This is a genomic window from Vibrio sp. Sgm 5 (genome assembly GCF_026241575.1).
GTDB classification, from domain to species: domain Bacteria; phylum Pseudomonadota; class Gammaproteobacteria; order Enterobacterales; family Vibrionaceae; genus Vibrio; species Vibrio jasicida.
Genome location: NZ_JAPHPY010000004.1, coordinates 32,834 through 48,366 on the forward strand (window position 1 = coordinate 32,834; position 15,533 = coordinate 48,366).

Annotated in this window: 11 protein-coding genes and 1 pseudogene; 4 read left to right on the forward strand and 8 right to left on the reverse strand. The window is 45.6% G+C overall.

Translation table 11 applies throughout. The annotated features are described in order from the left end of the window. The first annotated feature begins 2 nt into the window (after nt 1–2). A complete protein-coding gene (locus OQJ86_RS03415) occupies nt 3–854 on the forward strand; it encodes a hypothetical protein (RefSeq protein WP_265986335.1) in 852 nt (283 codons plus the stop codon). A gap of 128 nt (nt 855–982) precedes the next feature. After that, nucleotides 983–1,129: pseudogene (locus OQJ86_RS26585) on the forward strand (transcriptional regulator); the annotation flags it as partial. Nucleotides 1,130–1,246: 117 nt separating this feature from the next. Here the strand turns inward: OQJ86_RS26585 and fusA are convergent. Together fusA and radA are read right to left on the reverse strand one after the other, a co-directional pair. Then, entirely contained in the window at nt 1,247–3,334 is a 2,088-nt protein-coding gene (gene fusA, locus OQJ86_RS03420; protein ID WP_038878985.1) for an elongation factor G, read from the reverse strand. Nucleotides 3,335–3,551: 217 nt separating this feature from the next. Beyond that, complete coding sequence (gene radA / locus OQJ86_RS03425) at nt 3,552–4,931, reverse strand: DNA repair protein RadA (RefSeq protein ID WP_038865921.1); 1,380 nt, start codon at nt 4,929–4,931, stop codon at nt 3,552–3,554. A gap of 151 nt (nt 4,932–5,082) precedes the next feature. Here radA and OQJ86_RS03430 point away from each other — a divergent pair, with 151 nt between their 5' ends. After that, nucleotides 5,083–7,431, forward strand: coding sequence for a PilZ domain-containing protein (locus tag OQJ86_RS03430; RefSeq protein WP_265986339.1), 2,349 nt, complete (start codon nt 5,083–5,085; stop codon nt 7,429–7,431). Between the two features lie 56 nt (nt 7,432–7,487). Here OQJ86_RS03430 and serB read toward each other — a convergent pair whose 3' ends face one another. Beyond that, on the reverse strand, nt 7,488–8,468 hold the full coding sequence (gene serB, locus OQJ86_RS03435) for a phosphoserine phosphatase (protein ID WP_039976178.1): 981 nt from the start codon (nt 8,466–8,468) through the stop codon (nt 7,488–7,490). A 91-nt stretch (nt 8,469–8,559) separates the two neighbouring features. Between serB and OQJ86_RS03440 the strand changes: the two genes are divergently transcribed. Further along, nucleotides 8,560–9,165: a YtjB family periplasmic protein gene (locus OQJ86_RS03440; RefSeq protein WP_038866054.1), complete on the forward strand. Its 606-nt coding sequence runs from the start codon at nt 8,560–8,562 to the stop codon at nt 9,163–9,165. 90 nt (nt 9,166–9,255) lie between these two features. Here OQJ86_RS03440 and deoD read toward each other — a convergent pair whose 3' ends face one another. From deoD to OQJ86_RS03465, 5 genes are all read right to left on the reverse strand, one after another. Then, nucleotides 9,256–9,975, reverse strand: coding sequence for a purine-nucleoside phosphorylase (gene deoD, locus OQJ86_RS03445; RefSeq protein WP_038865914.1), 720 nt, complete (start codon nt 9,973–9,975; stop codon nt 9,256–9,258). 145 nt (nt 9,976–10,120) lie between these two features. Further along, nucleotides 10,121–11,341 (reverse strand): phosphopentomutase, encoded by a 1,221-nt coding sequence (locus OQJ86_RS03450; protein WP_265986342.1) that lies wholly within the window; start codon nt 11,339–11,341, stop codon nt 10,121–10,123. 68 nt (nt 11,342–11,409) lie between these two features. Continuing rightward, nucleotides 11,410–12,738: a thymidine phosphorylase gene (gene deoA, locus OQJ86_RS03455; RefSeq protein ID WP_265986344.1), complete on the reverse strand. Its 1,329-nt coding sequence runs from the start codon at nt 12,736–12,738 to the stop codon at nt 11,410–11,412. Nucleotides 12,739–12,837: 99 nt separating this feature from the next. Beyond that, a complete protein-coding gene (deoC, locus tag OQJ86_RS03460; protein ID WP_038865907.1) occupies nt 12,838–13,614 on the reverse strand; it encodes a deoxyribose-phosphate aldolase in 777 nt (258 codons plus the stop codon). Nucleotides 13,615–14,194: 580 nt separating this feature from the next. Next, on the reverse strand, nt 14,195–15,478 hold the full coding sequence (locus OQJ86_RS03465; protein ID WP_038865906.1) for a NupC/NupG family nucleoside CNT transporter: 1,284 nt from the start codon (nt 15,476–15,478) through the stop codon (nt 14,195–14,197). Nucleotides 15,479–15,533: the final 55 nt, after the last annotated feature.

A 15,533-nucleotide genomic window follows, 5' to 3' on the forward strand; every position in this document is an offset into this window, starting at 1 on the left:
CAATGAAACACCGAATCAAACTCTCAGTGCTTGGTTTTGCCCTACTTTCCCATTCAGTCTGGGCGGAATGCAGTGGCAAATGGACGCTCAATGTCGACAGAAGTAACGTCGAATTTAAACGCGATTTAGGCGCTTATATACCCGTCTATCTTGAACTCTCAAGAGACATCCAACGCTGCCGCTTTCCGATGGCCATGGTCTCGATTAACAATAAACAATCTAGCTACTTGAGCTCAATAAGTGGAAACTTGCCCCTGACGATCTTAGACAAAAACTTTCGTCAATTAAGCCACTTTCCTAATAAAGGGTTCCAACTTCCACTTGATAATAGCCAGAGAACCAAGTTTTGGATTAAAGTCCCAGAGGCCAAAACATCTGCCTCTGGGAATTATACCGGCCTGCTAGAAGCCTCCATTTCACTAGATAGAAAAGAAGAGACCAAGAATGCAAAAGTAAAACTAAAGGTACCCGCCTTTGTCGCATTTAACTCTGCACCGAATACTCCCAACCTTCAGCGCTCCGGCAATTCAGGTTATCGCTTCCAGTTAGGTGAACTTGAATCCAACCGAACCTACCGGTCTGATTTTGATCTTCTGTCTAATTCAAACGTTCGCTTAGTCATTAAACAAAAGTATGGTGAGTTAAAACAAAAGTCAGAACCAGACTTTACGATTCCCTATACCCTCAAGTTTAACCATACCCAGGTAAACCAGAAGTCGGTTTATACCTTCTCTAATAATGAAGATACTAAGCGGTGGGGTTTACCTCTCGAAGTAACGCTAGGCAACATTGATTTTGCCCGTGCGGGAAGATACCAGGACACGATTACGGTAGAAGTGAAAGCGATGCCTTAAAGTGAAACCACCAAGTACAAAGCCAGCGGTGAATTGCCCGTTGGCTTTTTCTTTAGCTAGCGTTCAATCTCGCCAAAACGGTTTCTGAATTTCCTTTTGTACTTCACTTTCGTTGTAACCAATATCATCCAAAAGATGCTTATTACCTTTGCGCTCACACTGGTTACCTGAAACGACAAAAATCACTGTCGTTTAGCCAGTGGATAAAAGAAGAGATTGCTGAATTTGAGAAGACCACGGTTAGAGACTTTGAGACCATAACCTTGGCTCAATAAAACTAAGATTTAACGACGAGCCCTGCAACAAGTTCTGTTGATAGAAAGTGAGAGAACAGATAGTAAAAAGCCCCGCACTAGGCGGGGCTTTGAGATTTTAAAGAGTTAACTTAAGAATTACTTCTTACCGTCACGCTCTTTAACTTCTGCGATTACTTGCTCAGCAACGTTTGCTGGACATGCTGAGTAGTGTGCGAACTCCATAGAGAACTGACCACGACCAGAAGTGATAGTACGTAGGTGACCGATGTAACCGAACATTTCTGATAGAGGAACGTCAGCTTTAATACGAACGCCTGTAGTACCAGCTTGTTGGTCTTTGATCATACCACGACGACGGTTAAGGTCACCGATTACGTCACCAACGTTGTCTTCTGGAGTGAACACGTCAACGTTCATGATTGGCTCAAGAAGTTGCGCGCCTGCTTTAGGCATAGACTGACGGAATGCACCTTTCGCTGCGATTTCGTAAGCGATTGCTGATGAGTCAACTGCGTGGAAACCACCGTCGAATAGTTCAACTTCAACGTCTAGAGTTGGGAAGCCAGCTAGAACACCAGTATCCATCATTGACGCAAAGCCTTTCTCAACTGCAGGCCAGAATTCTTTAGGTACGTTACCACCAACAACTGTTGATTTGAACGTGAAGCCAGAGTTTGGCTCACCTGGTTTGATACGGTAGTCGATCTTACCGAACTGACCAGAACCACCAGACTGTTTCTTGTGCGTGTAGCTATCTTCAACTGGTTTAGTGATAGTTTCACGGTAAGCTACCTGTGGAGCACCTACTTCTAGCTCAACGCCGTAAGTACGCTTAAGGATGTCTACCTTGATGTCTAGGTGAAGTTCACCCATACCTTTCAGGATAGTTTCACCTGAATCTTCATCAGTCTCAACTTGGAATGATGGATCTTCTGCAACCATTTTACCGATCGCGATACCCATTTTCTCAGTAGAACCTTTGTCTTTTGGAGAAACAGCAATAGAGATTACTGGTTCTGGGAAGATCATAGCTTCTAGAGTACATTCGTGCTTAGGATCACATAGAGTGTGACCAGTTTGAACGTTCTTCATACCTACTACAGCGATGATGTCACCAGCTTGAGCTTCAGTAAGTTCGTTACGTTCGTCAGCTTGCATCTCACACATACGACCGATACGCTCAGTCTTACCAGTTGCAGAGTTAAGGATTGTGTCACCCTTCTTCATGCGACCAGAGTAGATACGGATAAATGTTAGTGCACCAAAACGGTCGTCCATGATCTTGAACGCAAGTGCTTTTAGTGGCGCGTCAGCGTCTACTGTAGCTACTTCACCTGTTGCTTCACCAGTTTCTGGATCTGTTAGAGGCTGAGGATCAACTTCGTTTGGAGCTGGTAGGTAATCTACAACAGCGTCAAGGATAAGTTGCATGCCTTTGTTTTTGAATGCAGAACCACAGAACGTTGGGAAGAACGCTAGATCACGAGTACCTTTACGGATACAAGCTTTTAGTTGATCGATAGTCGGCTCTTCGCCTTCCATGTAAGCTTCCATTAGGTCGTCGTCTTGCTCTACAGCAGTTTCAACTAGCTCTTCACGGTACTGTTCTAGGTCATCAAGCATGTCCGCAGGAACGTCTTGGATTTCGTAGTTTTCTGGTAGACCTGTGTCATCCCAAACGTAAGCTTTACGGTTTAGTACGTCTACAACACCAACGAAATCGTCTTCACGACCGATTGGTAGAGTCATAACTAGTGGGTTTGCACCTAGTACGTTCTTAACTTGGTCAACAACGTTGAAGAAGTCTGCACCCATACGGTCTAGTTTGTTTACGAAGATCAGACGAGCAACTTCTGAGTCGTTCGCGTAACGCCAGTTTGTTTCTGACTGAGGCTCAACACCACCAGAACCACAGAATACACCGATACCACCGTCAAGAACTTTAAGTGAACGGTATACTTCAACTGTAAAGTCTACGTGTCCAGGAGTGTCGATTACGTTCAGGCGGTGACCGTTCCACTCACAAGTTACTGCTGCAGACTGGATTGTAATACCACGCTCAGCTTCTTGCTCCATGAAGTCAGTTGTAGACTCGCCGTCGTGTACTTCACCAGTCTTATGGATTTTACCAGTAAGCTTCAGGATACGCTCAGTTGTGGTAGTTTTACCCGCATCAACGTGCGCGAAAATACCAATGTTTCTGTATTTTGATAAATCAGTCATTGTCTTACTCTGTTAATAAGGTATAAAGTGCGCGCAGAGTATATCACAATCTGTCAAGACGGATACCTTTGCGTGCCATTGGAACAAAAAAAATTTTAACGTCGATTTTCCACCCTCAAATAATAGTCAAACTTCGCAATTTGTGTGCTTAATTCAAGAATAATGAGGATGGGTTCAACATTATTGTTACCCCTTAAATTGGGGCACAAGATGGCATTTACAACTCATCAAATGCTTCGATGGCCTCCGAGAGTTTTTTCACACCATGGATTTGCATACCAGGAATTCCGCCCTTAGGCATATTCGCTGCTGGTACTATCGCTTTCTTAAAGCCGTGTTTAAATGCTTCATTTAAACGCTCTTGGCCACTTGGTACTGGGCGAATCTCACCCGCCAAGCCAACCTCACCAAACACGACAACATCTTTCGGTAACGGGCGATCGCGGAAACTCGATAAAAGCGCCATAACTAACGCAAGGTCAGCACTGGTTTCTGTCACTTTTACACCACCGACGACATTCACGAACACATCTTGGTCTGCCATTTGAAGACCACCATGCTTATGCAGTACCGCTAATAACAAAGACAGGCGGTTTTGTTCTAGGCCAACCGCAACACGACGTGGGTTTGCCAGTTGTGAGTAGTCCACTAGCGCTTGAATCTCTACTAATAGAGGACGCGTACCTTCCCACACCACCATAACGGAAGAACCCGATGTTTCCTCTTCACCACGGGATAGGAAAATCGCCGAAGGGTTATTGACCTCTTTCAGTCCCTGTCCCGTCATAGCAAATACGCCAAGCTCGTTCACAGCACCGAAACGGTTTTTATGGCTACGCAAAGTACGGAAGCGGCTGTCAGTGCCACCATCGAGCAGAACTGAACAATCAATAATGTGCTCAAGTACTTTCGGGCCGGCAAGGGTACCATCTTTTGTTACGTGACCAACAATAAAGACGGCGACATTGTTTTGCTTTGCGTATCTCGTTAATGCCGTTGCTGATTCACGTACTTGCGCTACACTGCCCGGTGACGACTGAACGTCAGACACGTGCATAACTTGAATCGAGTCGATAACCATAATGCGAGGTTGCTCTTTCTCGGCGATTTGGCAAATTTTATCGACGTTCGTTTCCGACAACATCTTTAGATGGTCTTTCGGCAGCCCAAGGCGAGAAGCTCGCATCGCGACTTGCTGCAAAGACTCTTCACCCGTCACATACAAGGTTGGCATTTGAGAAGAGAGTAAGCACATGGTTTGCAGTAATAAGGTCGACTTACCCGCACCAGGGCTACCACCAATCAAAATCGCAGCGCCAGGAACAACACCACCGCCTAGAACACGGTCTAGTTCTTTAAAACCACTGGTGAATCTTGGGACTTCTTGTAAATCGATTTCCGATAAGGTTTGAACTTTCGATTCTGTTGCTGAACCAGCATAACCACTCAAGCGTTCATTGCGCGCAACCGTCGGAGAGGCTGCAATACGAACTTCAGTAATCGTATTCCACGCGCCACATGCGTTACATTGCCCCTGCCAACGCGGGAAGTCTGCGCCACAATCATTACAAACATACGCTCGTTTTGCTTTCGCCATGATGCCTCGATTTTTTCAACACTCGGTTTTTTCAACAAATGTGACCAAGCACAGCCATGTCAGACCTTATATGAGCAGAACTATTGATATACTCAAGTTTTGCTTTGCTTAGCCGATATAATTCGAATAACGACATACTTTAACAGAAATAATGCAGCAATCTGAAATTCTCTCGCTCGCAGAACGCCTCATCCCTGTTTATGGCGCTGATGACTTTGATTTCGTCCTGGGTCAATTGACTGAAGGAGAGCCACCATCGGCCAAAATTCTAGTAAAGATGGAGCTCAACCGTGTCATGGCTCCTTGTAAAAAGAGCATTGATTTGCGAGGTCGAGTGAAAGGTGAATGTCGTGAATACTTATTAGATGGCATTCCACATTGGCTGGATGATGTCGCCTTTAACGCTTACCACAAGAACCTGAAAAAGTACGGTGGTTACACCGAGGGCATGTGGGAGGCTTTGGTCAACACACGCAATAACTTCCGTGTGATGAGCAAAAATAATGGTAAGAGTGAAGAACGATCGCTGACCGATCCGAAAAGCCCTTTTCTCGCAGAGCCTGTGCACCTTGGGTATGACCTAAAGCGTCAAGAGAAGCGTTTAAAAGTACAGTCCCAAGTGGAAATCGTTCGTTCAAAAGAGCAAGTGATCCATGGGTTGAGCATCGACCTTTCTTGTTCGGGGGCGAAATTCAAAGTCCCTAGCGCTTTTAAATACAGTCTGGGAGAAGTCATTCAGGTGAGTTTTACTGAGTTTGCGAGCAAGTCTCAGGTCGCTGGCATTGAAAAGCCAATGGCCTATCGTGTTCTGGCCGTAGATGATTGTTATGAAAATGACTCGATTCGCTACCTAAGAACGATTCGCCTGACGGAAACCAACATCATCGCTCGTGTGATTGACGAAGCACTAAACAGTGCAGCAAAACGAGCTCGTCATGACAACCAAGATAAAATCATTCGCGCTCGAACTCGTGGTTACGAACACATTGCTCTCAAGCACACGAGCAATCTACCTCTGTTCTTCGAAGGTAGCGAACTTAAGTTGGCCATGTTAACGCCAAATAACCAAAAGTTATGGCAGTACTGGCACGATGAACGTAATCAGCAAGTATTTGGTTCGTTGTTCCATGAGCAAAGAATGGCATCGCTTATTACGCCAGGAGTTAAAGGAACAACCAATGTGCTTTATTCCTTTACCCATGAGCATGAAAATAAAACCTACTTCTATTCAATGCTCCGTCCAGAAGCGACTAGAGAACAACGCCAACTGTTTTGGCACTTAGGTGCAAAACGTTCAAGTTGGCGTGCGTTCCGTATTTCAATTTTTGAACTCTCTGAACAAGAGAAAAATGACCTTGCAGCGTTCTCTTCTGAGCTTGCTGAAAGCTCACAAAGACTAACACATGTCGGTATTTTGCAAGAGATCGCTGATGATAAATCCGGTCAAGATTACCTACTGACGGAGAAACCTCGTGTTCCTGCGAACACATTAAATTCATTTCGTCAGCCGAGGAAGATCATTGGCAGTCCTAAAGGTATCTATTTCGATGCGCAATCACGTCGCAAGGAACCTCGCTACCGTTTCAAAACACCGTTGGTATTGGATGCTGGCAACCTAAAAGCCGCTGGTTTCACCATGGATATTTCCAAACGTGGCTTGGGCATCAGATTAGATGAACCTACTGCGCTGCGTTCAGGGCAAGAGGTTCACATCAATTTCCGTGAGTTGCAGCTCTACGATAAGAAACTGCCCCTATCCGAGGTACCTTATCGTATTATTCGAGTGAGTCCTGATGGCCGTAGTGTGCAAATGGTGATAGACGAAGACAGCAAAACCATGCGTGTGATTGCTTTCTTTAATAGCATTATTGAACACAACCAAGACAAACTCATTCAACAAAAAGAGGTGCTACCAAGTAACCCACTGCTAGAAAGGCTGCACAGCGTGTTACTTTCTCGTACCTTGAGTACTCCGATCTTTATTAGTAAAAGTGCCACCTCTTCGGTTAAAACACCAGTGATAGGGGTGAACTTCCCACTTCCAAAACACATCGAGTTGTACGCTCGCTTGGGCCATAATCAACTGTTCTCGCTAGAACCTCTGTTTAAGGGTCGCTCCAGCACATTGATTGCCGACCCCATCAAGCGTATCGATGGCGCACAAGCAAGGCATCAAGACATTTATATCAGCCTGATGAAGGTAGGCAGTAAAATAACGGGCCTCGAGTCTAAATTGCACCAAGATTTCACCAGTGTGAAAGAGCGCATTCAATTTATTAAGAAAGCGCGCATGATGGGCGAGTTCTACGCCACACGTATTTCAACCGCGCCGATCTTTGATCCAATGACCTCTTTGCTGCGCCAAGATTTGAGCGACCTGACTCAATTTGGTGTCCATCAAGCCAGCAAGTTAGAAAAAGAACTGACTGCTCTCGTCGGTTACAGTGAGTTTGAAGACATCACGGAAGAGGTTGTCGTCAGGCTTGAACTCACCGAATAAAGAAACACCGCCAACTATAGGCGGTGTTTTCTATTGGTCGGTCTTAAACCTTGAGCTTATGGCTTTGCTTGCCAGCTGATTTTCTGTTGCTTAACCAAAGCGCCTGACAGAATGCATAACACTCCACCGAGCCCCGCAAATCGAACTGATGTCTGCGCTTGTTGCTCTACCTTTGGTTTCGCATGATAAGCAATACCTAGCCCTGCTGCAGACATCATCACCAAGTCATTGGCTCCATCGCCTACGGCCACTGTATTGTGTTGTTCAATGTCATACTCTTCTGCAAGTTCAACCAAGATATCCGCTTTTGTTTGTGCAGAGACAACATCGCCAAGTACCTGACCGGTCAACTTGCCATCGATAATTTCCAATTGGTTCGATTGAGCAAAGTCCAAGCCAACTTTGTCTTTGATGAAATCAGAAAAATAAGTAAAGCCACCGGAAGCAATCGCCGTCTTCCAACCTAATGCTTTAAAGGTCGCAATCAGCGCTTCAAAGTCAGGCATAAATGGCAGTTGGCTACGTACTTGTTCCAAAATCGCTTCATCGGAACCTTTCAGTTTACCCACGCGCTGACGCAAACTTTGTTCGAAATCCAACTCCCCTTGCATGGCTCGTTCGGTGACTTCTGCCACTTCTTCACCAACGCCTGCCAGCTTAGCGATTTCATCAATACACTCGATTTGAATCGCCGTCGAATCCATATCGAAAACCACCAGCCCTGGCGTAGAGAGATCCGGCACTTCATTAAGCGACGCATAATCAAGGTTAAGGTTCTTCAAAATGATTTCGTGCTCTGGAGTGAGTTGCCCAGCCATCAATGCAACTTCATACTGCCCAACTTTCCAAGTGTCTAAGATTGGATTGTAGAAACCAGTAAAAAAATCGATGTCTTCGAAGTTACGGGGCTCAAGATGTTCACCAAACACAATCCAGTTAGCCTTGGCTTTATCAAGCTGGGTGGCAAAGCGAGTTTCGGGTAGTCGTTTTAAAAGAGTCGTATGCCTTCTGATAGGCAAGCTTTTTGACGCGTCCATGTATATAATCCCTTGTGACTTTGCTAAAACGTTACCTCAACAAGCTAAAAAGGCAAGTCTTTGTTTTGTTTTGAATGGACGAGTAAACAGCATGAGTGAATCCCTGTTCTCAGTGAGGAATGCCCTACGAATCCTAGCGCTGATCCTGCTATGCGTGATGCTATTTATCACCATAAAAAACAGTGTCGTGATCAGTAAGGGCAACGAGAAGATTCAAGCACAGCAGCTTGAAACACTGACAAAAGTTTTGATTTCGCAAGCGTCGTTATCCGCTAGTGAAATGATCATAAATAAAGATCAAGAAAGTCTACTTAAGTTAACCAACCAACTTGCGCAAGACCGTTTAGTATTTGATGCCACCATCTATGATGCGCAAGGTGTACGTTTGGCTTCCAGTGAAGAGGCGCTTTCGGTACGTGAAGTGCTAGGATTAGATACACCGCTGGCGACAGCCTCTATCGGGCGCCAACAATTGGTCGAGCCCGTATCGGCTGATGGCGCTGTGATTGGCTTTGTTCGCGTGACCTTTGAAACAGGTCGTGTAACAGCGATTTCTGATCACCATTACCGCAAGAGTGATCGCTACATGTACATGATGGTTCTGATGAGCTTTGTGTGCGGCATGCTGTTCATTATGATTTTACGCAGACAACCAATCCGCCGTAAAAAAGGTGAAAACCTGTTACTGACAAAGTAGCTCTCATTCGATCTCGGATAAAAAAACAGCCCGCACAATGCGGGCTGTTTTTGTAATGCTTTAAAGCGAAAAGAACGCTATCCCTTCGTCTTACTCTTCATCGCCTAGTAGTACTGAATCAAGCGCAATCAACATCATATCGTTGAACGTATTTTGACGCTCTTCAGATGTGGTTTGCTCGCCAGTTTTGATGTGGTCAGAAACAGTACAGATAGTCAGAGCTTTCGCACCGTACTCTGCTGCAACGCCGTAGATACCTGCCGCTTCCATTTCCACACCTACGATACCGTACTTGTCCATTACGTCGAACATTTCTGGATCTGGCGTGTAGAACAGCTCTGCAGAGAATAGGTTACCTACTTTCACATCTACGCCGCGAGCTTTTGCTGCTTCTTCTGCTGCACGAACCATTTTGTAGTCAGCGATAGCGGCAAAGTCATGACCTTTGAAACGAATGCGGTTCACTTTAGAGTCTGTACATGCGCCCATACCGATCACAACATCACGTACTTTGATGTCTTCGTTCACAGCGCCACAGCTACCTACACGGATCACTTTCTTCACGCCGAAGTCTTTGATTAGCTCAGTCACGTAGATTGAACAAGATGGGATACCCATACCATGGCCCATTACTGAGATCTTACGGCCTTTGTAAGTGCCTGTGTAACCAAACATATTACGAACGTCACACACTTGAACAACATCTTCAAGGAAAGTCTCTGCGATGTATTTTGCACGTAGTGGGTCACCCGGCATTAGAACGACGTCTGCGAAAGCACCCATTTCTGCGTTGATATGTGGAGTTGCCATGTTTCTTTTCCTTAACCTGTCTCTAGCGATCCGCGCTGCTGTTGGCGGTTTTGGCTAGAATATTCTCATTTCCGACAAGCAGCACTTTCATGCTGCGAACATAAAACTAGGAGCATGAAGCTCCTAGTTTTCAAAACCTAAATAATTATAGGAAGTTCTTACCGTAATCCATTGGGGAAATACCGAAGTACGTTGCCAATGTTTGACCGATATCAGCAAAGCTGTCACGACGGCCTAGTGAACCTGCTGGTACTTTCTTACCGTAAACAATCACTGGGATGTGCTCACGAGTGTGGTCTGTACCTGGCCATGTTGGGTCACAGCCGTGATCCGCCGTTAGGATAAGCACATCGTCTTCTTCCATAATATCTAGCACTTCGTTGATACGACCATCGAAGTACTCAAGTGCCGCGGCGTAACCTGCAACATCACGACGGTGACCGTAAGCTGAATCGAAGTCCACGAAGTTAGTGAATACGATCGTATTGTCACCCGCTTCTTTGATTTGCTCTAGTGTTGCTTCGAACAAGGCAGGGATACCTGTCGCTTTCACTTTCTTCGTGATACCGCAGTTTGCGTAGATATCCGCAATCTTACCGATAGAAACCACCTTGCCTTGCTTCTCTTCAACGAGTTTCTGTAGAACCGTTGCTGATGGTGGCTCAACAGAAAGGTCACGACGGTTACCTGTACGCTCGAATTGACCTTTACCTGCACCAACGAATGGACGCGCGATAACACGACCGATGTTGTAATCTTCTAGCTCTTCACGTGCAATTTGGCAAAGCTCTAGTAGGCGGTCTAGACCGAATGTCTCTTCATGACATGCGATTTGGAATACAGAGTCAGCTGATGTATAGAAGATTGGCTTGCCAGTCTTCATATGCTCTTCACCCAGATCGTCAAGAACTTGAGTTCCCGATGCGTGGCAGTTACCTAGGAAACCGTCCAGACCAGTACGCTCAAGAATGCGGTCAGTCAGCTCTTTCGGGAAGCTGTTCGCTTTGTCAGTGAAGTAACCCCAATCAAACAGAACAGGAACACCTGCGATTTCCCAGTGACCAGACGGCGTGTCTTTACCTGAAGAAAGCTCTGCTGCGTGACCGTACGCACCGATGATCTCTGCGTCTGCATCTAGACCAGGAGCAAAACGACCTGTTGACTCTTTATGTGCCATTGCCAAACCCAGTTTAGATAGGTTTGGAAGACGAAGCGCGCCTTCACGTTTATCGTTGTTTGCTAAGCCTTGTTCACACTGGTCAGCAATATGACCAAGCGTGTCCGAACCTACGTCACCAAATTGCTTCGCATCAGCGGTTTCGCCGATACCGAATGAGTCTAGTACTAAAATAAATGCTCTTTTCATTGCTCGTTCCTTAGGCCCACTCGGCTTCTAATTATGATTGAGTAGGCCTTGTGTAATTACTTGTTCGATTAAAGATCTTCTGCACGGATTTGGCGGTAGACCTCTGGCGTTGGTGTGTATTCACCGCCTACTTTAATTGCGCTGCGAAGCGCTTTTGCCGCTTCTTCCCACTGCTCTTCTGTGCGAGCATGGATAACCGCTAAAGGCTTGTCACTGTCCGCTACTTCGCCTAAACGAATGAAGTTATCAAAACCAACCGCGTAGTCGATCTCGTCTGTTGCTACACGACGACCACCGCCCATAGAAACCACAGCCATGCCGATTGCACGAGTATCCATCGCAGATACAACGCCCGTTTCAGTTGCGTATACTGGTTTGATGATTTCCGCTTTCTCTAGGTAATTATCGTAGTTTTCTACGAAATCTGCTGGACCACCTAGACCGGCAATCATCTTACCGAAGCACTCAGCCGCTTTGCCGTTATCTAGTGCTTCCATCAATTGCGCACGTGCGTCTTCTGTGTTCTCAGCCAGTTTGCCAAGTACTAACATTTCAGCACATGAAGCCATGGTTACTTCAAGTAGACGAGGGTTACGGTATTCACCTGTTAGGAAACGAACCGCTTCGCGTACTTCCACTGCGTTACCCGCAGAAGACGCCAATACTTGGTTCATGTCCGTTAGGATAGCGGTTGTCTTAGTACCAGCACCGTTTGCTACTGCTACGATTGATTTTGCTAGCTCTTCAGACGCTTCGTAAGTTGGCATGAATGCGCCAGAACCTACTTTTACGTCCATCACTAGAGATTCAAGACCTGCAGCAAGCTTCTTCGATAAAATCGACGCCGTGATCAGTGAAATATTATCTACTGTCGCTGTGATATCGCGAGTCGCGTAAACGCGCTTATCCGCTGGTGCTAGGTCACCCGTTTGACCGATAATTGCCACACCTGCGTCTTTGGTTACTTGACCAAATACGTCGTTTGTCGGTGTGATGTTGTAGCCAGGAATAGACTCAAGCTTATCCAGCGTACCGCCCGTATGGCCAAGACCACGACCAGAGATCATAGGTACGAAACCACCGCATGCAGCCACCATTGGACCAAGCATTAGAGAAGTCACGTCACCCACACCACCAGTAGAGTGCTTATCGACAATTGGACCACCAAAATTCATGTGGCTCCAATCGATAACCATACCTGAATCACGCATTGCACAGGTTAGTGCGATACGCTCTGGCATCGTCATTTCATTGAAGAAGATTGTCATAGCAAAAGCGGCGATCTGGCCTTCAGATACACTGTTGTTTGCTACGCCTTGAATAAAGAAGTTGATTTCGTCGGCTGTTAGAACTTCGCCGTCACGTTTTTTACGAATGATTTCTTGTGGTAAATACATTAGTGCCTCCCAAGCTCATAATGAGCCATGGTAAAAGTAGGATAGAAGAGGTTTGGTAGCACCAAAGCTGGTGCTACCGTTCAGACGCTTTTTTTGGAATTAGTACGCTGTTGGATCAGCGACTTGGTCCGATACTTCTAATGTATTTAGTAGGTTTGTTAGCAGGCTAGACGCACCGAAACGGTAGTGACGAGCATCAACCCAGTTGTCACCAAGGATTTCATCAGCCATTGCTAGGTATGCCGCTGCATCTTCAGCAGTACGCACACCACCTGCTGGTTTGAAACCAACAGATTCTGCAACACCCATATCACGAATAACTTCAAGCATCATACGAGCGTATTCTGGTGTTGCGTTTACTGGCACTTTACCAGTTGAAGTTTTAATGAAGTCAGCACCTGCTTCGATACAGATTTGAGATGCTTTCTTGATTAGCGCTTCTTCTTTTAGTTCACCTGTTTCGATGATCACTTTAAGAAGGATATCACCACAAGCTTCTTTACATTGCTTAACTAGTTCGAAGCCAACTTTCTCGTTACCCGCCATTAGAGCGCGGTATGGGAAAACTACGTCTACTTCGTCTGCACCGTAAGCAACCGCCGCTTTTGTTTCAGCAACAGCGATGTCGATATCGTCGTTACCGTGTGGGAAGTTCGTTACAGTCGCAATGCGAACTTCTGGCGTACCTTGCTCACGAAGTGTCTTCTTAGCAATAGGAATAAAGCGAGGGTAAATACAGATTGCAGCTGTGTTGCCTACTGCAGTTTTCGCGTCATGACATAGCGAGATCACTTTTGCATCAGTGTCATCATCATTTAGCGTAGTAAGGTCCATAAGTTTCAGTGCACGTAGCGCTGCTGCTTTTAAATCGCTCATTTCTATCTCCGATCAATATTCAAAAAATTCACTACTCAGCTTCACATCACTTCTCTAACTATAATCAACAAGTAGAGACAGCGTGAGATTTTAGCTAAGCAGTCTATTAATGAACGGACTTGGTTCCCTGAAGACTCGGCATATACTGCGAAAAATCATATACCAATTGCTATCCTTGTCACCGCACAGTACCAGTTTGGCCTATGGCACAACAATCTATGATTGCGGTGTCTTTAATATCACATCACACAATAAAACGCTTGTGGGAACTGATATTGAAGGGCAATTCATTTGCCCATCGAGTATGTAATATTCACTCTGTGATTAAGTGGTTGTCAGAACCACCATTTCATGATTACTACATTATAGAGTTTCACCGCAAAACTGTAGCACCAAATAGAGCGCAAACGGTTTGTATCTCAAAATTTCCCAGCCCCTATTCCATCGACTGCGTAAGCGAATTGCATCGACCTACATACGATAAAATTTTCAGGCCTGAAAAACGAAAAATGCCCCGCAGCAATCTCTTGCTACAGGGCATGATTTAAAACGGCGTCTATATATTAAGAACCGATTCTAATTATAGTGCTGCAAGGCTAAGGCAGAAGCCTGCAATAGTCGCTGCCATTAGGTTAGACAACGTACCAGCAAGAACTGCTTTAATACCCATGCGAGCGATATCTGAACGACGGTTTGGTGCAAGGCTACCTAGACCACCAAGTAGAATCGCGATAGAAGAAAGGTTCGCGAAGCCACATAGTGCGAATGAGATGATAGCTGTTGTCTTAGCAGACATTACTTCACCAGTTGCTGCAACAACTTGAGCGCCTTCACCTAGGTAAGGTGTGAAGTTCAAGTATGCAACAAATTCGTTGATTACTAGTTTCTGACCGATGAATGAACCAGCAACAACTGCTTCGTCCCATGGAACACCGATTAGGAATGCTAGTGGAGAGAACGCGTAACCTAGGATAAGTTCTAGTGTTAGTTCAGGCATACCGAACCAACCACCGATGCCACCTAGCATACCGTTAACTAGAGCAATCAAACCAACGAATGCGATTAGCATTGCACCTACGTTTAGCGCAAGTTGTAGACCAGAAGCCGCACCGCCCGCTGCTGCGTCGATTACGTTAGCTGGTTTGTCGTCGCCACCGTCCATTGCTTCTTCGATATCTTCGTGAGGCTTATCAGTCTCTGGGTGAAGAATCTTAGCGAACAGTAGACCACCTGGTGCAGCCATGAATGATGCTGCTACTAGGTATTCTAGTGGAACACCCATAGATGCGTAACCTGCTAGTACACCACCAGCAACAGACGCTAGACCACCACACATTACCGCGAATAGCTCAGATTGAGTCATTTTTGGAACGAACGGACGAACAACTAGAGGCGCTTCTGTTTGACCTACGAAAATGTTAGCTGCTGCTGACATTGATTCCGCACGAGATGTGCCAAGCGCTTTCTGTAGTGCACCACCAAGAATCTTGATAACCCACTGCATAACGCCAATGTAGTAAAGAACTGAAATCAGTGCAGAGAAGAAGATCAGTGTAGGAAGAACGCGGAATGCGAAGATGAAACCGCCGCCGCCGAATACTTCGAACATCTTGTCAGAAACAAGACCACCGAATAGGAAAGATGAACCATCGTTACCGTAGTTGATAACGTTAGATACACCAGTAGAGAAACCGTTTAGTAGATCACGGCCCCAAGGTACGTAAAGAACAAATGCACCTAGGATAAATTGGATAGCAAATGCGCCACCCACAGTTCTAAAGTTGATAGCTTTTCGGTTATTAGAAAATGCAAATGCAATAGCAAGAAGCACTACCATACCGACTAGGCTCATAAACAGGCTCATAGTTTATGACTTCCTTATAAGTTATTTATTGGCGTGTTACAAAATGGAGCTATAA